Source organism: Micrococcales bacterium (assembly GCA_016703125.1).
Taxonomy (GTDB): domain Bacteria; phylum Actinomycetota; class Actinomycetes; order S36-B12; family UBA10799; genus JADKAV01.
This window is the reverse complement of the sequence record JADJCR010000002.1, coordinates 437,801-462,778: the sequence shown is the minus strand read 5'-3', so window position 1 is coordinate 462,778 and position 24,978 is coordinate 437,801. Positions and strand designations below refer to the sequence as shown.

Annotated in this window: 21 protein-coding genes, 1 tRNA gene and 1 pseudogene; 15 read left to right on the top strand and 8 right to left on the bottom strand. The window is 69.2% G+C overall.

What is annotated here, in order from left to right; genetic code table 11:
* Positions 1-49: 49 nt before the first annotated feature.
* From IPG68_03925 to IPG68_03915, 3 genes and pseudogenes are all read right to left on the bottom strand, one after another.
* The gene (locus IPG68_03925; protein ID MBK6762462.1) at positions 50-631 is read right to left on the bottom strand and encodes a TetR/AcrR family transcriptional regulator; all 582 of its coding nucleotides are present in this window, start codon (positions 629-631) and stop codon (positions 50-52) included.
* Positions 628-2,553 carry a DUF1446 domain-containing protein gene (locus IPG68_03920; protein MBK6762461.1) on the bottom strand — a complete coding sequence of 642 codons (1,926 nt, stop codon included), beginning with the start codon at positions 2,551-2,553 and terminating at the stop codon, positions 628-630. The genes IPG68_03925 and IPG68_03920 overlap by 4 nt, the downstream gene beginning before the upstream one ends.
* Before the next feature lie 185 nt (positions 2,554-2,738).
* A pseudogene (locus IPG68_03915) lies at positions 2,739-4,603 on the bottom strand (biotin/lipoyl-binding protein).
* A gap of 102 nt (positions 4,604-4,705) precedes the next feature.
* Between IPG68_03915 and IPG68_03910 the strand changes: the two are divergent.
* From IPG68_03910 to IPG68_03890, 5 genes are read left to right on the top strand one after another with little or no spacing between them, the layout of a single operon-like run.
* Positions 4,706-5,125, top strand: a complete 420-nt coding sequence (locus IPG68_03910; protein MBK6762460.1) for a hypothetical protein — start codon at positions 4,706-4,708, stop codon at positions 5,123-5,125.
* Positions 5,122-6,108 carry a PD40 domain-containing protein gene (locus IPG68_03905; GenBank protein MBK6762459.1) on the top strand — a complete coding sequence of 329 codons (987 nt, stop codon included), beginning with the start codon at positions 5,122-5,124 and terminating at the stop codon, positions 6,106-6,108. The genes IPG68_03910 and IPG68_03905 overlap by 4 nt, the downstream gene beginning before the upstream one ends.
* On the top strand, positions 6,066-6,485 hold the full coding sequence (locus tag IPG68_03900) for a PD40 domain-containing protein (protein MBK6762458.1): 420 nt from the start codon (positions 6,066-6,068) through the stop codon (positions 6,483-6,485). The genes IPG68_03905 and IPG68_03900 overlap by 43 nt, the downstream gene beginning before the upstream one ends.
* A 47-nt stretch (positions 6,486-6,532) precedes the next feature.
* The gene (locus IPG68_03895; GenBank protein MBK6762457.1) at positions 6,533-8,341 is read left to right on the top strand and encodes a 1-acyl-sn-glycerol-3-phosphate acyltransferase; all 1,809 of its coding nucleotides are present in this window, start codon (positions 6,533-6,535) and stop codon (positions 8,339-8,341) included.
* The gene (locus tag IPG68_03890) at positions 8,334-9,770 is read left to right on the top strand and encodes an HAD-IB family hydrolase (GenBank protein MBK6762456.1); all 1,437 of its coding nucleotides are present in this window, start codon (positions 8,334-8,336) and stop codon (positions 9,768-9,770) included. Before IPG68_03895 ends, IPG68_03890 begins: the two co-directional genes overlap by 8 nt.
* 73 nt (positions 9,771-9,843) lie before the next feature.
* Here the strand turns inward: IPG68_03890 and IPG68_03885 are convergent, their stop codons facing one another.
* On the bottom strand, positions 9,844-11,451 hold the full coding sequence (locus tag IPG68_03885) for an acyl-CoA carboxylase subunit beta (GenBank protein MBK6762455.1): 1,608 nt from the start codon (positions 11,449-11,451) through the stop codon (positions 9,844-9,846).
* Positions 11,452-11,518: 67 nt separating this feature from the next.
* Here IPG68_03885 and IPG68_03880 point away from each other — a divergent pair, with 67 nt between their 5' ends.
* The 5 genes from IPG68_03880 (at position 11,519) to IPG68_03860 (ending at position 15,969) form a co-directional block, all read left to right on the top strand.
* Complete coding sequence (locus IPG68_03880; protein ID MBK6762454.1) at positions 11,519-12,628, top strand: potassium channel family protein; 1,110 nt, start codon at positions 11,519-11,521, stop codon at positions 12,626-12,628.
* Complete coding sequence (locus IPG68_03875) at positions 12,621-13,103, top strand: bacterial proteasome activator family protein (GenBank protein ID MBK6762453.1); 483 nt, start codon at positions 12,621-12,623, stop codon at positions 13,101-13,103. The genes IPG68_03880 and IPG68_03875 overlap by 8 nt, the downstream gene beginning before the upstream one ends.
* A 23-nt stretch (positions 13,104-13,126) precedes the next feature.
* A complete protein-coding gene (serS, locus tag IPG68_03870; GenBank protein ID MBK6762452.1) occupies positions 13,127-14,395 on the top strand; it encodes a serine--tRNA ligase in 1,269 nt (422 codons plus the stop codon).
* A complete protein-coding gene (locus IPG68_03865) occupies positions 14,395-15,111 on the top strand; it encodes an HAD family phosphatase (GenBank protein ID MBK6762451.1) in 717 nt (238 codons plus the stop codon). The genes serS and IPG68_03865 overlap by 1 nt, the downstream gene beginning before the upstream one ends.
* Before the next feature lie 264 nt (positions 15,112-15,375).
* Positions 15,376-15,969 (top strand): C40 family peptidase, encoded by a 594-nt coding sequence (locus tag IPG68_03860; protein MBK6762450.1) that lies wholly within the window; start codon positions 15,376-15,378, stop codon positions 15,967-15,969.
* Between the two features lie 59 nt (positions 15,970-16,028).
* Here the strand turns inward: IPG68_03860 and pheA are convergent, their stop codons facing one another.
* Positions 16,029-17,021, bottom strand: a complete 993-nt coding sequence (pheA, locus tag IPG68_03855; protein ID MBK6762449.1) for a prephenate dehydratase — start codon at positions 17,019-17,021, stop codon at positions 16,029-16,031.
* Between pheA and larB the strand changes: the two genes are divergently transcribed.
* A complete protein-coding gene (larB, locus tag IPG68_03850; protein MBK6762448.1) occupies positions 17,020-17,691 on the top strand; it encodes a nickel pincer cofactor biosynthesis protein LarB in 672 nt (223 codons plus the stop codon). The genes pheA and larB overlap by 2 nt on opposite strands.
* Entirely contained in the window at positions 17,688-18,911 is a 1,224-nt protein-coding gene (gene larC / locus IPG68_03845) for a nickel pincer cofactor biosynthesis protein LarC (GenBank protein ID MBK6762447.1), read from the top strand. Before larB ends, larC begins: the two co-directional genes overlap by 4 nt.
* A gap of 557 nt (positions 18,912-19,468) precedes the next feature.
* Here the strand turns inward: larC and IPG68_03840 are convergent.
* Genes IPG68_03840 through IPG68_03830 form a run of 3 tightly spaced genes read right to left on the bottom strand, consistent with a single transcriptional unit; the run spans position 19,469 to position 22,382 of the window.
* The gene (locus IPG68_03840) at positions 19,469-20,245 is read right to left on the bottom strand and encodes a glycerophosphodiester phosphodiesterase (protein MBK6762446.1); all 777 of its coding nucleotides are present in this window, start codon (positions 20,243-20,245) and stop codon (positions 19,469-19,471) included.
* Positions 20,245-21,501 (bottom strand): FAD-binding oxidoreductase, encoded by a 1,257-nt coding sequence (locus IPG68_03835; GenBank protein ID MBK6762445.1) that lies wholly within the window; start codon positions 21,499-21,501, stop codon positions 20,245-20,247. Before IPG68_03835 ends, IPG68_03840 begins: the two co-directional genes overlap by 1 nt.
* Positions 21,498-22,382, bottom strand: a complete 885-nt coding sequence (locus IPG68_03830; protein ID MBK6762444.1) for an Fpg/Nei family DNA glycosylase — start codon at positions 22,380-22,382, stop codon at positions 21,498-21,500. The genes IPG68_03835 and IPG68_03830 overlap by 4 nt, the downstream gene beginning before the upstream one ends.
* Before the next feature lie 156 nt (positions 22,383-22,538).
* Here IPG68_03830 and IPG68_03825 point away from each other — a divergent pair, with 156 nt between their 5' ends.
* The 3 genes from IPG68_03825 (at position 22,539) to IPG68_03815 (ending at position 24,977) form a co-directional block, all read left to right on the top strand.
* Positions 22,539-24,491 (top strand): S8 family serine peptidase, encoded by a 1,953-nt coding sequence (locus IPG68_03825; protein MBK6762443.1) that lies wholly within the window; start codon positions 22,539-22,541, stop codon positions 24,489-24,491.
* 32 nt (positions 24,492-24,523) lie between these two features.
* On the top strand, positions 24,524-24,874 hold the full coding sequence (locus IPG68_03820; protein ID MBK6762442.1) for a hypothetical protein: 351 nt from the start codon (positions 24,524-24,526) through the stop codon (positions 24,872-24,874).
* A gap of 16 nt (positions 24,875-24,890) precedes the next feature.
* Positions 24,891-24,977 (top strand) — tRNA-Leu (locus IPG68_03815).
* The last annotated feature ends 1 nt before the right edge of the window (position 24,978 follow it).

Here is a 24,978-nt window from a genome sequence, read left to right as displayed (position 1 = left end):
AACCAACTGCTGAAACCAACCAAACATCAACCAACCGGCGCTGCTCGCCTCAAGCGACCGAATCCAGGCCCAGGGCGTTCACCCACAGGCTGGTCAGGGTCCGGTTGATGTCGTCGGTCAGGGGCCGCGCCCAGTACCGCGAGAAGCCTTCCACCATCGCGCACAGCGCAGTGGCGGTGACGTCGGCGGGCAGGTCGGTGGTAACCCGGCCCTGCTCCTGCAGGCGGCGCAGGGCGGCACTGACGCGGGCGTGGTAGCGGCGGCGGAAGGCGTCGAGACGCTCGCCGATCTCGGGGCTCGTGACCGCGGCTTGCTCGATGACCTGTAGTAGCCGGTGGTTGTCGCGGTAGGCCTGCAGGTAGCGGCGGTTGGCCTCCTCGATGCGGGCCATGGGGTCTTTCGCGGAGGTGCGCAGGTCGTCCTGCAACTCCACGAGCAACTCGTCGATGACCTGCCCGAGGATCTCCTCCTTGGACTCGAAGTACGTGTAGACAGTCCCGTGCGAGACGCCGGCAGCGTCGGCGATGTCGTTCATCCGGCAGTCGTCGAAACCGCGCTGCTCGAACGCATCCCGCGCCGCGGTGAGCAGGACCGTACGGGTGCGCCGGCCGCGTTCGGTGCGGGGGTTCACAAGAGCTGCTCCGGCACGTCGATCCACACCGCACGCAACTGCTCGGCCAGGCCCTTGGCCTGCGGGTCGCTACGCGTCGTCTCGGACACTCCGCGGCCGAGCAGGCCCTTGATGAGGATGTTGATCGCCCGCAGGGGCGGGAAGTAATGGATCTCCACCGGCAGGGTGGCGGCCTCCGGAAGCATCTCCGCAAGCCGCTCCCGGGTCAGGAAGTCACACAGCCACTCGTATCGGGCATCGGCCAGCTCCACGGCTTCGGCATCCACGTCGAGGTCGACATCCGCGGCCCACACCTGCGCGGTGTCGTGCTGGGCGTCCACCTGCGGCGCGGTGAGCGCGTCAGCCTCCTGCCAGGCCAGCGCCACCGCCGCGTCCTCGGCGGGGTGCCGGACCCATAGGCCGACGTTGGCGTTGCCGCCCTTGTCACCGCTGCGGGCGCCCACGAACGTTCCGAAGCGGCGGCGGGCGAACGGCCCGGCGATGATCGCCTCCTGCGGCGGCGAGGGCAGGACGGGTGCAGCGACCGGCGGCGCGCTCACAGGCTTCCCGCCGGCCACGGTTGCGACCTCCTCGCCGTCGAGGATCACGACCACCGGAACGTCCTCGATCGCCACCGTCGACGGCCAGTAGACGCCGTACGGAGTGCCGTCGGCCGGGGGTGCGGTCGGGAACATCCCCGGGTAAGAACCCAGCGCCGACTCGACCGCCGGGCGCGTGAACGCCTTGCCGACCTTCTTCGGGTCGTCGTCCTTGGCCGTGAGCACGAGTCGGCCCTGGGCGGCGGCCACGTCCCGCGGGTCGTCGCTGGCCGGCGCCGTGTACGCGACACTGAGTTCGCGCACGCCCAGGCGGCTGCGGGCACCGAGTTCGGCCGGGGAGAGGACCTTGGCCTCCGCCAGCCCCACCCCGCAGATCGTGCGCAGCGCGACGTCGGCCTTCTCCGCGGTGTCTGCTCCGGTCAGCACCAGGGTCATCGTGTTGCGGAAGCCGCCGAGGTAGTTGATGGCCACCTTGAGGGTTTCCGGGGCACTCTCCCCGCGCGTGCCGGACAGACGCACACGGTCCTTGCCGACCTGGTCGATCTCGATGGTGTCGAAGCGGGCGGTCACGTCGGGGTTGAGGTAGTGCTCGTCGCCGACCTCGTACAACAACTGCGCCGTCACGGTGCCCGGGCTGACCAGCCCGCCGCTGTCCGGATGCTTGGTGATGACGCTGGTGCCGTCCGCGGCGACCTCCGCGATGGGGAAGCCCACGTGCTCCAACCCGGGGACCTCGCGGAAGAAGGCGTAGTTACCGCCCGAGGCCTGCGCGCCGCACTCGATCACATGGCCCGCAACCAGGGCACCGGCCAGCGCGTCGAGGCTTGCCGGGTCGTCGAGGTCCCAGCCGTGCCACCATGCCGCGGGCCCGATCGCCAGCGCCGCATCGGTCACCCGACCGGTGACCACGACATCCGCGCCGGCCTCCAGCGCCGCGACGATACCGCGGGCGCCGAGGTAGGCGTTCGCGCTCAAAGGGTGGCCAGTGAAGGGTTCGCTGGTGTCGAGGTTGTGCCACTGGTCGCCCACCTCGGAGAATCGCGGCAGGAGGTCGTCGCCGCTGACGGACGCGACCTTGGCACCGGTCCCCAGGTCCTGGATGGCCTGCGCCGCCGCGACGGGGTCGAGGCCACCGGCGTTGCTGACGACCTTGATGCCCTTTTCAAGGCAGGTGGGCAGGACCTGTTCCATCTGCTGGTGGAACGTGCGGGCGTACCCGGTCCCGTGCTTCATCTTCTGCCGGGCGAGCAGGAGCATGGTGAGTTCGGCCAGCCAATCACCAGTGAGCACGTCGATCGGGCCGCCCTCGACCATCTCCTGCGCTGCTGCCAATCGGTCGCCGAAGAAGCCGGAGCAGTTGGCGATGCGCACAGGGCGTTTCATGAAGTTGACGCTAGTGTCAACTTCGGCGGGGGTCAAGGGGCCGCTGTCGGCTGCCCCCGTCGACGGTTGTGACGAAAGTGCCGGCCACCGGACCCGCCGTGCGACGAAGGTGACCCCTCCCGCGCCCCGCAACCCCACCATCATCACAAACCAGCCCGCAGGCCCCACACCTTCGTCACAGGCAGTCATGCCTCTTCGATGGTGACCACGATCTGGTGGGCATCGACCGATTGCCCCGTTCGGACATGGACCGCAGCGACCACGCCGTCGGCGTCGGCGGTGATGGTGTGCTCCATCTTCATGGCCTCCAGCACGACGAGGATCTGCCCCGCGGTCACTTCATCGCCCTCCGCGACCCGCACATCGGTGACCGTCCCCGGCACGGGCGTGGTCGGCCCGTTCGCGTCGGCGGCGTGCGCGTTCTCGTCGAAGCGCGGCAAGACCTCGAAGGCCAGCGTGAGGCCGTCAACAGTGACCGTGCCGTGGTCGATCCCCGTGACCGCCACCGGGGTCAGCACCCCGTCGATCTCGACACTGTTCGCGCTCAACTGCACCAGGCCCACATCGGAGGCCTCTCCCAGCAGGGGATCCCCGTCGACGATCTGCACGCGCAAGCCGGCAGCCTCCCGCAACCACCGCAGGGTGACGAGCCGGCCGGCGATCAGTACCTGCAGCCACTCCGGGGCCGCCGGGACGTTGCGCCACCCGGCCGGGGCCACCGGCCCGTCGACGTCGCGCACAGCCAGCACGGCCAGCGCGTGCCGGATCGCATCCACCGGGGGCGCCAGCACCTCCGGATGGTTGTCCAGATAATCGGTGGTGGTCGCGCCCGCCAGGAAGTCGCGCTCGCCGAGCACAGCGGCCAGCGAGTCCTTGTTGGTGACCACTCCCTCCACACCGGCGCGGCGCAGGTACGCGGCCAGGCGCTCCGCCGCCGCCGCCCGGGTCGGCCCGTGGGCGATCACTTTGGCCAGCATCGGGTCGTAGTTGGCCGTCACGGCGTCACCGGCCACGAAGCCGGTGTCCACGCGGATCCCTGCGGCCGGATGCACGTCGAACACCCGCAGCATCCCGGTGTTGGGCAAGTAGGCGTTCGCGGGATCTTCGGCGTAGAGCCGCACTTCGATCGCGTGCCCCGACGTGGTGACCTCGTCCTGGCCGACCGGCAACACCTCGCCCTGCGCCACCCGGATCTGCCACTCCACCAGGTCCAAGCCCGTGATCGTCTCGGTGACCGGGTGTTCCACCTGCAGGCGGGTGTTCATCTCGAGGAAGAAGAACTCGTCGCCGGAGACCATGAACTCCACGGTGCCGGCCCCGACATAGCCGATCTGTGTGGCGAGCCGCACCGCCGCCGAGGTCATCTGCTCGCGCAGCTCGGGGATGACCCCCGGCGAAGGGGCCTCCTCAACGACCTTCTGGTGCCGGCGCTGGATGGAGCACTCCCGCTCGAACAGGTGCACCACGTTGCCGTGGGTGTCGCCGAAGATCTGCACCTCCACGTGGCGTGCCGACTCCAGGTACCGCTCGATGAATACGGTGTCGTCGCCGAACGCGCTGGCCGCCTCGCGCTTGGCCGCCGCGACCGCCTCCTCCAGGTCCTCCGGGCGGTTCACCCTGCGCATGCCCTTCCCGCCGCCCCCGGCAGACGCCTTCACCAGCACGGGGAAGACATCGGTGCCGCTGGTCAACATCGGCACCCCGGCACGCTGCGCGAGTTCCTTCGCCTCGACCTTCAGCGCCATCGCCCGGATGGACTCCGGCGTGGGACCGATCCAGACCAGACCGGCATCAACGACCGCCTGGGCGAAGCCGGGGTTCTCCGACAGGAAGCCGTAGCCGGGGTGGATGGCATCGGCCCCTACCCGCCGCGCGGCGCGCAGGATCTCGTCAGTGTCGAGGTACGACCCGACGGCGACCGCGATGTCGGCGCTGCGGGTGTGCAGCGCCCCCGATCGGCCTCGGTGAACACGGCGGCGGCGCCGTGGCCCAGACGAGAGGCGGTCCGGAACACCCGGCAGGCGATCTCGCCACGGTTTGCGACCAGGATTCTCACAAAGTTGACGCTAGTGTCAACTTCGGTGCTGGGTCAAGGTCATGGGCCAACCGCACAGTGGCCGGCGCTGCAGCCCCTATCCATCGGAGTCTGCCGGTGATCGAGGCTCGCCCAAACATCGGCCATTCGCGGGAGGGGTGCGCGATCGCTCTGTACCGGGCACGCACGTGGGTCTATGCTGACCGCGACCCAGGAGGTTCCCATGGTACGCAGAATCCGCCGAGCATCCGGCTCCTGCTGGCCGCGGCCATGGCCATCGCCACCGCTCCGGTGACCGCCCAGGCGGCAGCCCCCCAGGACAGCACGCTGGCGGCGGTTCAGACCGTCACTATGAAGCTCAAGAAGTCGTGGCGGGTCAAGAAGCCCAAGCAACTCAAGGTCAAGGACGGCGCGATGTCGTGCAGGGTTGCCAGGCTGAAGCGGAAGAAAAAGAAGCCCGCCACAGCGGTCGTGCTGCGCTGCACCCTGCCCGCAGGGCCACTGCGGGAACGTCCTTCAAGATCACCATCATCGTGAAGGGCCGCAAGGGCGCGAAGGTGAGCAAACGGGTCGTCGTGAGCCCGACGACTGATCCAGGGCCCGGGCCGGGTGTTCCGCCTGGCAAGCCCACGACCTCCGCCGGCCCCATCATGCGGGTCAACTCGGATGCCAACGGCCACGGCGGCGATGCGGAGGCCGGCAGCCCCACATGGTCTCCCGACGGCACCAAGATCGCGTTCTACTCCAAGGCGAAGAACCTCGTGCCCGGCGTCAACGACGGCTGCGCTCACGTGTATCTCAAGACGCTTGCCACCGGGGCGATCCGCGTTGTGGACAATGCAGCGAACGGCACGCTGAGCGACGGCTGCCCCTCCACTCCCGGGATCAACATGGGTCTGGGCTTCTCCCCACAGGGCGATTGGCTGTTGTTCTGCTCGGAGGCGACGAACCTCCTGACCGACCCCTCGAGTGGGGACGACCTCTTCGGCAAGAACCTCAACACCGGCGACGTCGAGTGGTTCGGGATCGGATGTGGGTGGCCCACGTGGTCGCCGGACGGCTCAAAGATCGCCTTCGCGACCACAGAGGAGTTCAACCCGGCGTGTGGGTTCCAGAACAACAACGCCTGGGACATCTTCTGGGTCGACCGCAACAGCACTCTTCAGAACTGCTCGGACTTCCACCGCGTCAGCAGCGACAGCAGCGGCAACCAGCAGTTGAACAACGGCGGCCCGATGGGTTCCGAACGGCCGGTCTGGTCGCCGGACTCCACGCGGATCCTGTTCGAGTCCCAATCCCCGTATCTGGTGCCCAATGACACGAACGTGAGCACCGACCTGTTCATCAAGAACATCAACACCAACACCACCACCAGGGTCTCCACCAACAGCTCGGGTGGCCAGCTCAGCGGGTTCTCGGAAAGGGCACGTGGTCCCCGGACGGCACCCGTATCGCGTTCGACTCCAAGGCCAACGACGTGGTCGCCGGTGACACCAACGTGCACGAGGACATCTTCGTGAAGAACCTCGGCAATGGCGCGGTGACCATGGTCTCCACCAACGCTGCCGGGCAGCCCACGCTGTGGCCCCACCGCAACGCGAGCTGGTCACCGGACGGCAACTCGCTCGCCTGGGACTCCGAGGCCGTAGACCTCGTGCCCAACGACGCCAACACGCGCCGCGACATCTTCACGAAGAACCTGACCACCGGGTTCGTACAACTGGTCTCCTCGAACACGAGCGGCGTTCAGGGCGACAACGCCTCGAGCGTGTTCAGTTCGGCGCCGCGGGTGTGGTCCCCGGACGGCACCCGGATCGTGTTCGTGTCGAGTGCGCAGAACCTGGCCCCCGGGGACAACAACGCCTTCAGCGAGGACATCTTCGTGAAGACCCCGTGACCCCCGACCACTGGCGTCACTGACGATCCCCGGGCTAGCGTCAGGCCGTGGAACACATTCTGGACACCCCCGATTTCGTGCGCACTCTGGCGCAACTCTCCGAGGAGACGGGCACTCCGGTCTCGCTGCTGCGCGACGAGGCCCGCTCCGACCTCAAGGAGATGGCTGTCAAACCCGGCGGGCTATCGGTGGCCGGATGGGACATGTTCACGCGCTGGCTTTCCCGTGCCTACAAAGTGGACTACCAGCCCGCCGACGTCGAGAAGCTGCGCCAACTCAACGAGACCTCCGGCCTGATCTTCCTGCCCAACCACCGCTCCTACTTGGACCCGCTGGTCCTGCGCTGGGCGCTGGAGCGCCACGGATTCCCGCCCAACAACACTCTGGGCGGCTCCAACCTCGCCCTGTGGCCCATGTCGGAGATCGGCCGGCGCAACGGGATCGTGTTCATCCGCCGGGAGTTCCGCGACGACCACCTCTACCGTGCCGTTCTCAAGGCGTACCTGTCGCACCTGATGGACAACAAGCACAACCTCGAGTGGTACATCGAGGGCGGCCGCACGCGCACCGGCAAGTTGCGCCCGCCCCGCTACGGAATCCTCAGCTACGTCGTGGACGCATTCGCTGACAACCCTGACCGGGACGTGCGCATCGTTCCCACCTCGATCATCTACGACCAGCAGCACGAGGTGAGCGCCATCTCCGCCGAGGAAATGGGGGGCACCAAGACGCCGGAGAGCCTGAGCTGGCTCTACAAGTTCGCGCGCTCGCAGTCCCGCGGGCTCGGCCGGGCGCATCTGCGGTTCGGCGAACCGTTGTCCCTGACCGACGCCCTGAGCCTCACCCTCGACAACGAGGGTCAGGCCCGGCCGCGCCTGGCCGTGCCGATGGTCGCCTTCGAGGCGTGCAACCGGATAAACGCCGTCACCCCCGTCACGCCGAGCGCCATGCTGACGTTCGCCCTGCTGGACAACGGTGACCGGGCGATCACCGTGGAGGAGGGCAGGCGGATCCTGCAGCCACTTCTGAAATACATCAAGCGCCGCGACCTGCCGCTGACCCAGCAGGTGAACCTCGACGACCACGGCCCGCTGCGCGACACCCTCCGCAACCTCGTGCAGGAGGGGGTGGTGACGCAGTACGACGGACCGGGCGAGCGGGTCTTCTACGTGTCCCTGGATCACCAGCACGAGGCCGCCTTCTACCGCAACACCGTCATCCACTTCTTCCTCAACCGGGCCATCACGGAACTGGCGGTGATCCAGGCAGCCGAGGACGACGCGGCGGACATCTTAGCGGCGACCTGGCAGAACGCACGGAGGCTGAAGGACCTGCTGAAGTTCGAGTTCTTCTTCCCCACCACCCGGGAGTTCTCCGACCAGATCGCCACGGAGGCCTCCTACATGTATCCCGCCTGGGAAGAGGCCGCGCTGACACCGCAGCGTGTCCTGGAGGAGGCCCGCAAGCTCGAACTGGTGCTGGCCCACCGGGTGATCGGGCCGTTCCTCGAGGCGTACAGCGTGCTGGCCGACCAGTTGGCGGCGGCCGGAGACGCCGCGGTGGAACAGAAGGCCCTGGTGGAATCGTCGCTGAGCCTGGCGCGCCAGCGGTGGCTGCAGAAGACGCTCCACACGCCGGAGTCGATATCGAAGGACTACTTCGTCAACGCCTTCCAGTTGGCCAAGAACCAGAACCTGGTCACCTCCGACGCCCCTGACCTCGCGCGGCGCCGGGCGGACTTCGCCGAGGAGCTGCAAGGCATCGTGCGGCGCATGGACGACCTGCGCCGGATCGCCGCCGACCTCGGCCAGCCGGTCATGATCGAGCGGGCGAGTCTCGGAGGCACCAATGGCTGACATCGAGTGGCTGATCGAGCAGATCGAGAACTCGCCCGAAGGCCCGCAGGTGGGCGCGTTCTTCGACTTCGACGGCACGCTGATCGACGGCTACTCCGCAGCGGCCTTCTTCAAGTACCGCCTGCGCCGCGGGGAGATCTCGGTCAGTGAGGTCGTGAAGACCGTGCGCGAGAGCATCAATGTGGAACGCCGCGGTCACGACGTGTCGGAGATGATGCGCGTCGGCGTGATGGGGCAGGCGGGCAGGGACTCCGAGGAGATGGACACCTGGGCGCGCAACGTGTTCAGCCGCAAGATCGCCGGGATGCTCTTCACCGACTCCCGCTTGCTGGTGGAGGCGCACCTGCGCAAGGGCCACACGGTCGTGGTCGCGTCGTCGGCCACTCGCCCGCAGATCCAGGCCACAGCAGAGGACCTCGGCATCGACCACATCGTGTGCACCGAGATGGAAGTCGACGAGGACGGCCGGCTGACCGGTGATCTCGCCACTGACATCCGGTGGGGGCAGAGCAAGGCCGACGGGGTGGTGGAGTTCGCCGACGAGTGGGACGTGGACCTCGGCGAGTCCTTCGGCTACACCAACGGTGAGGAGGACCTGCCGCTGCTGGATCTCGTCGGGTACCCGTGCGCGCTGAACCCCACCGAGCAGTTGCGGGAGGTGGCGAAGGAGCGGGGCTGGCCGGTGGCGCGCCTGAAGACCCCGCGGTCGACCTCGGTGCTGGACCTCGGGCGCAGCGCGGCTGCGATGGGGGTCTTCGCCAGCAGTGTGGCCGCCGCCACCGGACTGGCGATCCTCAACCGCAGCCGGTCGCTGGGCGCCAACCTGGCTGCCAGCACGGGGTCCGACCTGGCGCTCGCGACTGCTGGCGTGCGCCTGAACGTGGACGGCGAGGAGAACCTCTGGGCGGCGCGGCCAGCGGTCTTCTTGTTCAACCACCAAAGCCAGCTCGATGTGTTCGTGCTCGCCGCCCTGCTGCGCAAGGACTTCACCGGTGTTGCCAAGAAGTCGCTGGAGAAGGACCCGTTCTTCGGCCCCATCGGCTCCCTCGACGACGTCGCCTACATCGACCGCAGCAACAACGCCGCCGCCCGGGAGGGCCTGGAGCCGGCGGTCGAAGCACTGCGCAACGGCCGGTCGATCGCCATCGCCCCGGAGGGGACACGCTCGCCGACACCGCGGTTGCTGCCATTCAAGAAAGGGCCGTTCCACCTGGCGATGCAGGCCGGGGTGCCGGTCGTGCCGATCGTGATGCGCAACTGCGGCGAGATCATGGCCGCGCACTCGATGATCATCCACCCGGGCACGGTGGACGTGGCGGTACTGCCGCCGGTCCCGACCGACGACTGGGACCGCGACAACCTCGAGGAGAGGATCGCCGAGGTCCGACGGATGTACCTCGACACTCTGGGGGACTGGCCGGGGGAGTGAGCCGCGGGCGACAGGCGCCGTACGCCACCCGATGCCGGTGCAATCCGCCACGCAAGATGCCGCCGCCCCGGCGTCACATCCGCCAGATACCGAAGGCCGACGTCCCCTCCACTGGGGCGCTGTGCGCCGCTGACAGCGCCAGTCCGAGCACCGTGCGGGTGTCCCGGGGGTCGATGATGCCGTCGTCCCACAGCCTCCCGGTGGCGAACAGCGCCGTGGACTGGTCCTCGACCTGCTTCTCGAACGCGTCCCGGATGGGAGCAAATGCGGCTTCGTCGAACGCGTCGCCGGCCTTCTGCTTGGCCACGATGGTCAGCACCCCGGCGAGCTGCTTGGGACCCATCACCGCGATCCGGTGGTTGGGCCAGGTGAACACGAACCGCGGGTCGTAAGCCCGCCCGCTCATCCCGTAATTGCCCGCACCGTAGGACGCCCCGATCATCAGCGTGATGTGCGGGACCGTCGAGTTCGACACCGCGTTGATGAGCTTCGCGCCGTCTTTGATGATGCCGCCCTGCTCGTAGCGCGTGCCGACCATGAAACCGGTGATGTTCTGCACGAAGATGATCGGCACATCCATGCGGTTGCACATCTGGATGAACTGCGCCCCCTTGTGGGACTCCTCGCTGAACAGGATGCCGTTGTTGCCCAAGATTCCCACCGGGTAGCCGCCGATGTGTCCCCAGCCGGTGACCAGCGTGGTGCCGTACAGCGGCTTGAACTCCTCGAATGCACTGTCGTCGAGCACCCGCGCCAGGACATCGTGGACGTCGAAGGGCACCCGCACATCGGCCGAGGCGATTCCCAGCAGTTCCGAGGGGTCGAAGCGCGGCGCCAGCGGAGTGTGGTCCGGTCCCGGACCCTGCTTGCGCCACCGCAGGTGCGACACGATCTCCCGGCCGATGCGCAGGGCATCAGGCTCGTCGTGGGCGAGGTAGTCCCCGAGCCCGGAGATGCGCGCGTGCATCTCAGCGCCCCCGAGCTCCTCCTCGTCGGCGTCCTCGTCGATGGCCATCTTCACCAGCGGCGGGCCGCCGAGGTAGACCCTCGCGGCCTCCTTCTGCAGCACCACGTAGTCGCTCATGCCGGGCACGTACGCCCCGCCCGCCGTCGACGACCCGAAGACCATGGTCACGGTGGGGATTCCGGCGGCGGACAATTGCGTGAGGTTCTTGAAACTAGCCCCACCGGGCACGAAGATCTCCGCCTGCTGCGGCAGGTCCGCACCGGCGGACTCCGTGAGACTGATCAGCGGGAGACGGTTCTGACGCGCGATGTCCATGGCACGCAAGCCCTTGCGCACGGCGGAGGGACCCTGCGCCCCACCCTTCACGGTGGGGTCGTTGGCCACGATCATGCACTCGGTGCCGCTGATCGTCCCGATGCCGGTCACCACGCCCGCACCGAGCGGGTCCTGGGTGCCCCAGCCGGCCAGCGGGCTCAGCTCCAGGAACGCGCTGGCCTCGTCGAGCAAGTAGGCGACGCGCTCACGGGGCAGCAGCTTGCCGCGCTTGCGGTGCCGCGCGATGGTGCGGGCGTTCTTGTCGGGATCGTCCGACCCGCCGCCGGCGGCCACTCGGGCCTGCAGCTGCCCGATCTCAGCCAAGGCCTCGAGCATCGCGCTGCGATTGGCCGTGAACTGCTCGGACCCGGTGTCGATCATGGACCGCAGGACTGCCATGAAGTTGACGCTAGTGTCAACTTCGGCGGTGGGTCAAGTCCGGCCGCCTGCTGATAAGTTGCGCTGCGTGAGCCAGGGCAAGGACGATTCGGGCCTCGGCGGCAGGCTCTCACTGCCCGCCCGGGACTTCAGCCCCGGCATCTCCGCAGCCATCCGCCTGTCCATCGCCGCGTTCGCCATCATCGCGACCACCCTGCTGGTCTACGTCCAGCGTGAGCAGTACCAGGACAACTCCGGCACGCCGGTGAACTTCATCGATGCGCTGTACTTCGCCACGGTGTCACTGTCCACGACCGGCTACGGCGACATCACCCCGGCCACCGACCAGGCCCGGCTCGTGAACATCTTCCTCATCACCCCGCTGCGGGTGATCTTTCTGATCGTCTTGGTCGGCACCACTCTGGAGGTCCTGACCACCCGCAGCCGGGAAGAGTTCCGCGAAAGGCGTTGGAGGAAGAAGTTGAAGAACCACACCGTCGTCATCGGGTACGGCGTCAAGGGACGCTCGGCCGTGCGCATGCTGCTCGACAACGAGATCGACCCGGAACGGATCGTGGTCGTCGCCAACGACGCTGGTGCCGTTGAGGACGCCACCCGGCCCTCGCGCAAAGACCCAACCGACCCACAGTCGGAGTTGTACCCCGGCGTCGCCGGGATCCTCGGCGACGCCCGTCGCGAGGAGGTCCTCACCCACGCCGACGTCCCCACGGCGGGCAAAGTGATCGTGGCCGTCGACGGCGACGACGTGGCGGTGCTGGTGACGCTGGCGGTGCGCAAACTCGCACCGCACGTCCAGCTCGTAGCTGCGGCCCGCGAGCAGGCCAGCGCGAACGTGCTCAAGCAGTCCGGTGCAGACCAGGTCATCACCACCGCCGAGGCCGCCGGCCGGCTGCTGGGAATGCAGCTTGTCCACCCCATCGCCGGCGAGCTCATGGAGGACCTGCTCGACCCCTCCGAGGGCCTCGAGGTGCGGGAGCGCGAAGTGGGACGGGCAGAATTGGGTATGTCGCCGGATCAGCTCGCCAAGAAGGGCGAGATGCTCCTGGCGGTGCAACGCGGGGACCGGGTGTTCCGTTTCGACACCGAGGGCCTGCGCGTTCTGCAGAAGGGCGACAGGATTGTGACGATACGACAGGGGCACAGGCAGCCCCGGACATCGGAGTTCTCAGGTGACTGAACAGGACAACGACACCGCCCAGGTGGTGGTCGTCGCGCAGGACGACGACAGCGCCAACGTGGCCGACCTCGTGGAGCAGCCCGCCAAGGTCATGCGCATCGGCAGCATGATCAAGCAACTGCTCGACGAGGTGAAGAGCGCACCGCTGGACGAAGCGGCCCGGCAGCGGCTCAAGCAGATCCACGCGACCTCCATCAAGGAGCTCGAGGACGGCCTGGCCCCGGAACTCATCGAGGAACTCGAGCGGCTGAGCCTGCCGTTCACCGACGACTCCGTGCCCAGTGAGGCGGAACTGCGGATCGCGCAGGCGCAGCTGGTCGGCTGGCTCGAGGGGCTCTTCCACGGCATCCAGACCGCGCTGTTCGCCCAGCAGATGGCCGCCCGCGCGCAACTTGAGCAGATGCGCCGGCAGGCCATCGAGGGCTCGGAGTCGCAAGCGCAGATGCCCGGACCCCACGGCGGGCCCTACCTGTAGGCCACGGCGATACCCTCGATCCCGTGATCGATCTGCAGGTGTTGCGCACCGACCCCGACCGTGTCCGCATCTCCCAGACCCGGCGCGGCGAGGCGCCGGAACTGGTGGACGCCGCGGTGGCCGCCGACCGCGCCCACCGGACCGCGCTCACGACCTTCGAGCAGATGCGCGCCGAGCAGAAGGACCTCGGCCGGCAGGTGGCGAAGGCCGGCCCTGACGAACGCCCCGCCCTGCTGGCCCGCACCAAGGAGCTGTCGGCGCAGGTCAAAACCGCGGAGGCAGAGGTCCGGCAGACCGAGGCCGCACTGCACGATGCGGTGGCCGTGCTCTCCAACCTCGTGGACATGGATGCGCCGATCGGCGGGGAGTACGACTTCCGGGTGGTGGACCATCGCGGCCGGATACGCGACTTCGACGCCGAGGGCGCCACTGTGCGCGACCACCTGGAGATCGGCGAGGCACTGGCAGCCATCGACGTCGCCCGCGGGGCCAAGGTCTCCGGATCCCGGTTCTACTACCTGACCGGGCAGGGAGCCCTGCTGGAACTGGCGCTGGTGAACCTGGCGATGGACCTCGCGCAGCGCAACGGCTTCACCCCGATGATCCCCCCGTCCCTGGTCCGGCCCGCAGCCATGGACGGCACCGGGTTCCTCGTGCAGGCAGCGGAGAACGTCTACCACCTGCCCGACGATGACCTGTACCTCGTCGGGACCGCGGAGGTGCCGCTGGCGGCCTACCACAGTGACGAAATCCTCGACACCCTCCCGCTGCGCTATGCGGGGTTCTCCCCCTGCTTCCGCCGCGAGGCCGGCTCACACGGCAAGGACACCCGTGGGATCTTCCGCGTCCACTGGTTCGACAAGGTGGAGATGTTCGTCTACTGCGCACCCGAGGACGCCGCCGCTGAGCACGACCGGCTGCTCGCGCACGAGATGCAGTTCCTCGAGGCCCTGGAGATCCCCTACCGGATCATCGACGTGGCGACCGGCGACCTCGGAGCCAGCGCCGCGCGCAAGTACGACTGCGAGGCGTGGATCCCCAGCCAGCAGCGCTACCGGGAACTGACCTCCACGTCGAACTGCACGACCTACCAGTCGCGCCGCCTGCGCATCCGCACCAAGACCGACAAGGGCACCGAGCCGGTGGCAACCCTCAACGGCACCCTGACCGCCATCACCCGCACCATCGTGGCCCTGCTTGAGAACCACCAGCAGGCGGACGGATCGGTGTCGGTGCCCGCGGCGCTGCAGCCGTACCTCGGGGGACGCACTGCGCTCCCCCCGGTGGGCTGATGCCCTACCTGGTCGCCACCGATCTTGACGGCACTCTGCTGCGCCGTGACTTCACGGTGTCGCAGCGCACGCGGTTGGCGCTGCGGTCGGCCGCGGACGCCGGCATCGAGGTGGTGTACGCCACCGGACGGCCCCCGCGGTGGCTGCCGGCGGTCTACGAGGCGACAGGCCTCTCCCCGATCACCGTGTGCGCCAACGGCGCCCTGACCCTCTTCGACGGGGAACCCCTGCACGTCGATGCCATCCCCGACGACGTGGTCGCCGAGGTGGAGCGGGCCTTGCGGGCGCAGCGGGTCGACTTCGTGTTCCGCACCGAGCAGTGGCGAGGGCACACGGTCAAGGTGTTGGCGGCGCTGCCCACCCTCGACCACCGCGACGCCGACCGGGTGCTGCGGGAGGTGCGGGATGCGGCCGGTCACCTGGTGGAACCGACCTACTCGGTGCACGGGCAGTTGCTCATCGAGATGGGCCCGGGCGGCGTGACCAAGGCGGCGGCACTGGCCCGGCTGCGCGAACAGCGCTGGCCCGGGCATGTGCTCGTGGCCATCGGGGACATGCCCAACGACGAACAGATGCTGCGCTCGGCCGACGTCGCGGTCACGGTGGCCACCGGGCATCCCGGGTTGCGGGGGATCACCGACCGCGTCCTGCCCGGTCCCGACGACGACGGCGTCGCCGCACTGCTGGAACGTCTGGAATCCGGCGAAAACCCCTGATTTTCCGGGGAATGTGAGGTGGTTCACAGCCCCGTGAGGTCCTTCACAGTGGGCTTTACGAAACGCCAATGCGGGGTAACGTCGTACCGCAATGCCCGGCCACGACCTTGTCGGAACGGCCGACGACCGGGCACCGCTCAAGCATCCCAGGGATGCACCGGGGACCCACGTCCCATGGGGCGAATCCGCACAACTGCGGTAGAGCACTTCTCTGCTCGAGCCCGTCAGCTAACCCGGTAGGCGGAATGAGAAGGAGAGATAGTCATGCGCACTCTTGCGCGCAATTCCCGTACGGGCGCGGCTCTGACCGCCGGTGTCGTACTGGCCGCCGGCCTGCCCTTCATGGCCGCAACGTCGGCCCAGGCCGTGGACGAGCCCGTCACCACCGCGACCCCGCAGGTGGCAGCCAAACCCACAATGACCAAGAAGCAGATCCGCGCCAAGAAGCAGCGCGAGAAGCGGCAGCGCCAGAAGCAGCGCGCCAACCGCGCCCGCAGTTCGCTGGTGCGGGTCGCCTTGAACCAGCTCGGTGAGCAGTACGTCGCCGGCGCCTCCGGACCCAACCGGTTCGACTGCTCCGGTTTCACGCAGTACGTGTACCGCCAGGCCACCGGCAAGTACCTGCAGCACTACTCCGGTGCCCAGATGAACCAAGCCCGCCGCGTCGGCCGCAAGCACCTCAAGCCCGGCGACCTGCTGTTCTACGGCCCCGGCGGTTCCCAGCACGTGGCCATGTACATCGGCAAGGGCCGGATGGTCCACGCGACCAACCCGCGTACCGATGTGCGCATCGACAGCGTGAACAACGGCTACTGGCGCGGGCGGTTCGCCGGCGCCGGCCGGATCATCGAGGGCTGATCCCAGCCGCTTCGAAGCATGTGGAGAACCGGCAGACTGCCTGCCGGTTCTCCGCTGTTTCAGGTGCCCCGGATGCTGTCCAGCCACTGCCCCGACTCGGCGAAGTCCGCGTTGGACGTTCCCGCACGGATGACCGGGGCCTTGCCGTCGTGGCGGGCGTAGGACCCCAGGAACCGCACCTGCGCGCACAGCCGGTGCAACCCCGCCAGGGCCTCCCCCACCCGCGCGTCGGCCACATGGCCCTCGCAGTCGACGGTGAAGAAGTAGTCGCCCATCACCTTCTTCGTCGGCCGCGACTCGATCCGCGTCAGGTTCACCCCGCGCACGGAGAACTCCGTGAGGATCTCGAGCAGTGCACCGGGGTGATCCTGGCGCATGAAGAGCACCAGGGTGGTCTTGTCCGCCCCGGTGGTGGCCGGCGGCTCACCGTGCGGCTGCACGAGCACGAATCGGGTCATGGCATCGGGGTTGTCGGCGATGGCCTCCGCGGCGCTGACCAGGCCCAGCGGCCCACCGGCCCACGGAGCTGCGATGGCGGCATCGAAGTGCTGCTCGTCAGCCACCGCAACCGCGGCCGACGCCGTCGACATGGCCGGGATGACCTCGGCGTCCGGCAGCCTGGAATGCAGCCATGCTCGGCACTGCGCCTGGGCATGCGGGTGGGTTGTGACGCGCTTGACGTCCGCCAGCTCGGTGCCGGGACGCACCCACAGGTGGAACTGCACAGGAAGCGTGATCTCCGCGGCGATCATCAGAGGGGCGCCGCTGGCGAGCTCGTCCAGCGTGGCCGGCACCGAACCCTCGACGGAATTCTCGATGGGCACCAGCGCCGCCTGCGCCTGCCCGTCGCGGACCGCCTGCAGCGCGGAGGTCACCGAGGCGAAGGCCTGCGTGGCCGCCTGTCGTTCCTGGGCGGTCAACAACTGCAGCAGAGCGGCTTGCGAGAAGGTCCCCTCCGGGCCGAGATATCCGATCGGTGTCACACCTAGAGGGTATGCGGCCGGCCTCGCGAACTGGGCTCCGGTTTCTCCCCGGAGGTATCGTCGCGGCATGCGCGACCCCCTCATCGATCTCGGCTTCGCCAAGGTGGACACCCACCGCGTCCACCGCACTGGTGACCCGGAGGTGGTCTTCGCACAGGGCAAGACGCCCGAGCAGACCCTGCACATCATGCGCGCATTGCGCGACGCCCACCCGGAACGCGCGGTGCTGGCCACGCGACTGGATGAGGCGACGGCGCAACGGCTCACCGGCGAGATACCCGGGGTCGAGGTGGACGAACTCGGCCGCACCGCCGTCGTCGGTCCGCTGCCGGAAGCCGTCGGCAGCGTGCTGGTGGTGTGTGCCGGCACCTCGGACCTGCCGGTGGCGACGGAGGCGGCGACGACCGCGCGGGTCTTCGGTTCGGCGGCCGACGTGGTATCGGACGTGGGCGTGGCGGGACTGCACCGGCTGCTGGCCGTGCGCGAACGTCTCGATGACGCCGACGCCCTGGTGGTGGTCGCCGGGATGGAGGGAGCGCTTCCCAGCGTCGTCGGTGGGCTCACCGGGGTGCCGGTGGTCGCCGTGCCGACATCGGTCGGTTACGGCGCGTCGTTCGGTGGGCTCGCGGCACTGCTGGCCATGCTCAACTCCTGCGCCCCGGGAGTGACCGTGGTGAACATCGACAACGGCTTCGGGGCAGCTGTGCACGCCTCCCGGATCGCCCGGAACGCCCGATGATCTGGTGGATCGACGCCGGTGCGGGCGCCAGCGGGGACATGCTGCTCGGCGCGCTGCTGGCGCTGGATCCCGACGGCCTGGCAGGCGCACAGGCGGCCGTGGACGACGTCCTCGCCAACCTCGGCGAGCCCGGGGCCGTCCGCTTGGCCACCGCTCCGACGCAGCGCGCGGGACTCGCTGCGCAGGGTGGCCTGGTCGAGACCGGCGACTCAACCTCCGCCCGCACCTGGCGGGAGATCGCACTGGCACTGCAGGGTCACCAGGCCGCCCGCGCGGTGTTCGAGTCGCTGGCCGAGGCGGAGGCCGCCGTCCACGGCATGGCCGTGGAGGACGTTCACTTCCATGAGGTCGGCGCGTTGGACGCGATCGCGGACATCGTTGCGGTCACGACGCTGTGGGAGCGGTCGGCTCCGGAGCGGGTCGTGGTCTCCGCGGTGTGCGTGGGGTCGGGATCGGTCCAGACCGCGCACGGCAGCCTGCCGGTGCCCGTGCCCGCTGTGGTGGAACTGTTGCGCGGCGTGCCGAGTTTCGCCGGGCCCGTGGCCCACGAGGCCTGCACACCGACCGGCGCGGCGCTCTTGCGCTTCCTCGCCGACGACTGGGGGCCGCAACCCGCGATGGTCGTGCAGGAGGTCGGTATGGGCGCCGGCCGGCGGGACACCCCCGAGCGGCCGAACGTCGTAAGGGTGATCACCGGGCAGGCGGTGGACCCGGGTCCTGTCGACCTCGTGCTCGTGGAGACCACCGTCGACGACCTCGACCCCCGCATCCACCCCGAGGTGCTCGCCGGCATGCGATCGGCCGGCGCGCTGGAGGCGTGGCTGACGCCCGTGATCATGAAGCACGGCCGGCCCGCCGTCGTGATCACCGCCTTGGCCCCTCCGCAGGCGGTTGATGACGTCACCGAGTGGTTGTTCCGGCAGACCCCGACCCTCGGCGTACGCCGCTCGCCAGTGGATCGCGTGGCCCTCCCCCGGGATGCGGTGTCCGTGACGGTCGCGGGGCATTCGGTGGCCGTGAATCGGGGATGGTGGGGGTCGGAGATCGTGACCTGGCAGCCGGAGTACCGCGAGGCCCTCGAGGTTGCCCGGGTCACCGGGATGCCGTTGCGGGAGGTCATCGACAGGGCTCGGGAACTGGCTCGCAGCGAGCCGGAGAACAAAAGAGTTCGGACGCCACCGACGGGGGAGACAGCGACGTCCGAACAACTCCGAAGGTAGCATGCGGCCTCGGGGGCTCACAAGGCGCCACCCCCGATCGTGTCCCCCAAGAATGCGTGTTTCCGTCGGCTCCGGGCATTCAGAAGGGACGCTAATCGAATCGCGGCGGCGCGTTTCCTACGGAAACCGCAGGTCAGAGGGGGATTCGGCGGACCCTGTGGGTGGGAGTCCCCCGAACGGATCTCGTGCCCGGCACCGGAGAGCCCTTGCCGCCCCTTTGCGACGAAGGTGCGGGCACCAGGACCCGCTTTGCGACGACGGTGCGCACTTCCCACCCGCACACCCCGCACCATCGCCGCAAACCGCCCCACCGGCCGCGTACCTTCGTCACAACCGCGGGGTGCGGCCACGCCGGCACCAGAGAGCCCTTGCCGCCCCTTTGCGACGAAGGTGCGGGCACCCGGACCCGCTTTGCGACGACGGTGCGCACTTCCCACCCGCACACCCCGCACCATCGCACTTCCCACCCGCACACCCCGCACCATCGCCACAAACCGCCCCACCGGCCGGGTACCTTCGTCACAACCGCGGGGTGCGGCCGCGCCGGCACCGGCCCGTCAGACCCCCATGTGCGTGGTCACGACCCCAGGGCGGTTGGTGATCACCGCGTCCACCCCGAGGTCGCGGCAGAAGTCGACGTCCGCCGGTTGGTCGACCGTCCACACGAAGACCTGACCGCCGGCTCGGTGCACCCGGCGCACGTACGCGGGATGCGCCCGCAGGATCTCCAGGGACGGACCCGCCACCCGGGCGGAAAATGGCAGCCACCCCTTGCGAGCGCGCAGCGGGACCCGCTCCATGAGAAACACCGTCGGCACCCCCGGCGACATCTCCCGCCAGCGCCGCAGGGCCAGTTCGGCGAAGGACATGAGGAACACGGGGCTGTCGACGTCGAATCGCCCCGGCAGCATCCCGTACCCGCGCACCGCCTCCAGAACCCGCTGCTCGACCAGGCCGGCATAGCGATTCGGGTGTTTGGTCTCGATCGCCAGACCGACCGGGCGCCCGGCCGATTGCGCCAGTTCGATGAGTTCCTCGAGCCGCAGGACAGGAGCGGGCTCCCCGGTTCCGAAGTCACGCTGCCGCAACTGGTTCAACGTGCGCGCCGATACCACCCCTGTGCCGTCGGAGGTGCGGTCGATTCGCCGGTCGTGCACACAGACGAGGTGGCCGTCGGCGGTCAGCCGGACGTCACACTCCAGCAAATCCGCGCCCTCGGCGATGGCCTTCTCGTAACCGGCGAGCGTGTGCTCGGGATGTGACTGGGAGGAGCCCCGGTGCGCGATGACCAACGGCCGCTCGCGGGGTTGGCGAGGCGGTCTGCGAGCCGGCATCAGCGGCCCGCCGCGAAGAGCACGCCAGGGTTGAGCACCCCCTGCGGGTCGAGCGCGGATTTGATGGCCCACATGGCCGCCATGTCCGCCTCCCCCCGGTCGTGCACCACCGCAGCGGTCTTCACCCGGCCCACACCGTGTTCCGCCGAGACTGCTCCACCGAGCCTCACCACGATGTCGAGCACCTCGTCCTCCCCGGTGTCGAACAACTCCACGTGCAGGGACCCGTCGGCGACGTGCCCGAAGATCGTGCAGTCGTGAGCGGCGCGCACCTCAGCGGTGAACTCGTCGAGTCGCTCCAGCGGTACGGCGAGATCGACCTTCTGCTGCACCCCCATCTGATGGGCGACTTCGGACTGCGACTCCCGGAAGTTCCACAGCCGGGCCCGATCCGGACCCTCCGTGGCCACCAGGGCCTCATCCGGCAACTCGGCAGTCTCGATGTCCGCCTCGAGCAGCAGCACCCAGGGGTGGTCGCCGGTGTCCGGTCCCCCCGCATGCCGCCACGCCCGCTGGTCCACAACCTCCGCGGCCTGCAGGCCACCGCCCTGTGCCCGTGCATGCTCGAGGGCCTCGGCGAGGCTGTCGACGCCGAACACGGCCACCACCGACTCCTCCGCGGGGTCGTGCAGGCGCACTCGCACCGCGGTGATGACCCCCAGCGTCCCTTCGCTGCCCGTGAGCAGCCCGCCGAGGTCGAACCCGGTGTTGTCCTTGGCCAGCCCACTCATGCGGCGAACGACGGTCCCGTCGGCCAGCACCGCCTCCACCCCCTCGACCTGGGAGCGGGTCATCCCGTACTTGCAGACACGGATGCCTCCGGCGTTGGTCGCCACCGTGCCGCCGATCGTCGCGGAGTCGCGCGCCGCGAGGTCCACGCCGTACACCAGCCCATGCTGCGCGGCGACCTGCTGGACCTCCCCCAGCGTGACCCCGGCGCCCACCACTGCGCTGCGGCCCCGTACCTCCATCGGGGTGCGCAATCGGGTGGTGGCCAGGATGATCACCGGGCGCTGGTCGGTACCGACCGGCACCGAACCCCCGACCAGACCGGTGTTGCCGCCCTGCACGTGTACGGCGCGGCCGTTCTGGGCCGCCCACTGCAGCACAGCCGCAACCTCCGCGGTGTCCGCCGGTCGCACCACCGCCTCGCAGGAGCCGGAGAACCGGCCGGTCCAGTCGGTCTCGTAGCCCTGTCGCACCCCCGCGTCGGTGAGCACGTGGTCGGCCCCCACCAGCGTCGCCAGTTCGGTCACTTCAACAACCTCGACATCCTTCGATCGGCCAGGGGCTTGCCGCCGGTCTGACACGTCGGACAGTACTGGAACGAGCTGTCCGCCAGTCGCACCTGGGCGATCGATGTACCGCACACGTCGCAGGGCTCTCCGGTGCGGTCATGAACGCGCAGGCCAGCGTGCTTCTCGGCCTTGATGCGCCCCAGGTCCGCCGCCCGAGCCCTGGCCAGGGCCTCGCTGAGGACCTCCCCGATCGCGGTGTGCAGCGCGTCGAGTTGCGCGTCGGTCAGGGAGTCGGCCTGCGCATAGGGCGACAGTCGCGCGGCATGCAGGATCTCGTCGCTGTAGGCGTTGCCGATCCCGCTGATCACGGACTGCTCGCGCAGAACGGTCTTCAACTGCCGCTTCCCCTGCGCTTGCAGGATGGCTGCGAGGTCCGCACGGTTCACCGCGAGCGCGTCGGGGCCGAGCTTGCCGAGCCCCGGCACCTCGCCGAGGTCGCGCACCAGGTGGATCGCCAGGCGCTTCTGCGTGCCCGCCTCCGTCACGTCCAGCACCGATGTCGACCCGGAGTCGTCTCGCCACGTCAGGCGCAGTGCCACCGGCCCTTTGCCCGGGCGCAGCGGCGCGAGGCGCTCGGAGGTCCGCCAGTGGATCCAGCCGGCGCGCGACAGGTGGACGACGACATGGAACGGCTCCCCGGCGGAGTCCGCGAAGTCCAGGACGAGGAACTTGCCGCGCCGCCCGGTGCCCAGCAGAGTGGCGTCGGCCAGCGCTGCCAGCGGTGGGTCGTAGGTCTTGAGCGCTGAGAGGCTCCCGAGTTCCGCGCGGGCCACCCAGTGCCCGGTGAACTGCTCCCCGATGGCGTCGGCGAGCCCCTGCACCTCCGGCAGTTCCGGCATACCCCGATAGTGGCCTGTGGGGTCGCCCCGACGCGAGCGAACCGGCACCACCAGTTTGCTGGCGCCCAGCACCGGGCACAACGCCGGTGGCACCCACGGCGGAACCGCGCGGCCGGTGGCCGACGTCCTATGGTGAGTGATGAGGAAGGGTGACACGTGACACAACGCCGATTTGCTGTGGGCCTCGTGGCTGCGGCACTGCTGCTTGCGCCACTGTCCCCCGCGCTGGCCGACGACGCGCAGCCGGCACCGATCGACCCGACGGTGGAGGTCCCCACCCTGGGACCCGACGTCCCCGCCACCGCTCCGGCCGTCACCGACGAGGTCTCCGCCCTGGTGCGCACCGACGACGGTTCAGTCCAGGTGACCACGGCGCCGGACCCGGTCGCCCTGGCCGAACAGACCGCAGGCGACACCGTGCTGGCCGTCGACACCCCGCGCACGCGCTACGCCATGGCCCTGCCGACACAGGACAAGGGCCGCGACCTGCAGTGGGGACTGAGCCGGCTGCAGGCTGAGGACCTGTGGGCGCGGACCACGGGCTACGGGATCACCGTGGCCGTCCTGGACACCGGCGTGAAAGCCTCCCACCCCGACCTGAAAGGGAAGGTGGCCAAGGGCTTCAACGCGATCACCGGTAAGCCTGGGGCGCGTTCGGACAACAACGGGCACGGGACGTTCCTCGCGGGCATGATCGCGGGCAAGGCCAACGGCTCGGGCATCACCGGCCTGGCCCCGGGCGCGCGCATCCTGCCCGTCAAGGTGCTCGACGGCGACGGGGTTGGGGACTCCGACGACATCGCCCGCGGGATCATCTGGGCCGTTGACAACGGTGCCGACGTCATCAACATGTCGTTCGGGGCGGACTCCACCAACCGGGTGGAATCCGAGGCCATCGACTACGCCCGCGGCGCCGGGGTCACCCTGGTCGCAGCCGGCGGCAACGAGGGCGCGCGGCTGGTCATGTACCCGGCCGGGTACCCCGGCGTGCTCGGCGTGGGCGCCACCGACTTCGACAACAAACGGGCCTCGTTCTCCAACAGGGGTCCGCATATCGATGTGGCCGCCCCCGGCCAGGGCATCCTCTCGACGTACACCAAGCGCCCGTACTTCTGGACCTCCGGGACCTCGATGGCCACCGCCTACGCCAGTGCCGTGGCCGCCTTGGCGATGAGCTACTCGCCCGGCGCGGGCGGCGAGCCCCTGGCCCAGCAGATCGCCGCGACCGCGCGCGACGTGGGCGCGACCGGCTCCGACCCGGACACCGGTGCGGGCATCATCGATCCGGCCGCGCTGCTGGAGCAGATCGGGGCGGGCCGGGCCCCGGGCATGCCCCGCGACATCGCCGCCAGCGGCTCCGGCGGCACCGCGCGGGTGACGTTCACTCCCGCCGCAGGCACCAGTTACATCGTGCAGTTCAAGAAGGGCATCAAGGCACCCGTTGGCATCTACGGCGGCAGCCGGGTGGGGGAGGGTGCTGGTGCCGGCCAGCCGGTCACCGTGGAGGTCCCGGGCAAGGACCCGAACAAGGCCTACTCGTTCGCCGTGTTCACCCAGGGCCCGACCGGGCAGTCACGGGCCATCGCGACCGTTCGGCCGTTGAACTGGACACTCACCAAGTCCCGCAGCGTGCCGCGTAACAGCCGGCAGAAGGTGCAGGTCGGCCTGCGCCTTCCGACCTTCGGGTACATCGGCGGCTGGCCGCTGCAGGTGACCACCCAGCAGGGTGGCCGCGCGGAGAAGATCCGCAAGTTCATCCCGAGCGCCGACGGGCCGGAGACCTACCTGGTACGCGATCTGCGGTGGTCCTTCCACTACCAGTTCACGCTGCTCGCCCCCGGGTTCTGGAACGCCGCTAGCCCCAGGGAATCGCAGTGGATCGGCACCAGCGTCAGCGCCGCTCGCAAGGGTCGCATCACCGGCCGGGTGAGCCCGAGCAAAGTCGCCAGTGAAGTGCAGTTGCAGCGCAAGGCCGGCAAGGGCTGGAAGACGATCGACACGACCCAGACCTCGCGCGCCGGCAAGTACTCGTTCCCGGGCAAGGCCGGCAACCTGCGGGTGTTCGCCCCGGCCGACCTCTGGCACGGTCCGGCGGCCCGCGAGCTCTGACCTCGATGCCGGCCACGGGTTAGGCTCCCCCCGTGAGTCATCCTCTCCAGGACCTGCTGCCCGGACGGCAGGGCCTGATGGTCCGCCTGCTGGCCCAGCCCGGCGGCAGGCCCGCATTGCTGGACGCACTGCATCGCTACGCCGACGCGCTGGCGGACGCTGAACCGCAGACTGAGGCCTTCGTCATGTGCCTGGACCCGCAGGAGGCCAATGCGGTGTGGCTCTTCGAGTGGTTCGCCAGCCCGGAGGGCCAGGACCAGCACCGCGCCTCGCAGCCCTTCGCCGAACTGGTGTCCGAGTTGTCCGGGATACTGGCCGAGGAACCGCAGGCGCTGCCACTGGAACCGCTGCGGATGCACATCAACTACCGTCCTGAGCCCTGATGTACCCTTGAGGGGCGCGCGGGTGGCGGAATAGGCAGACGCGCACGGTTCAGGTCCGTGTGCCCGCAAGGGCGTGGGGGTTCAACTCCCCCCTCGCGCACCAG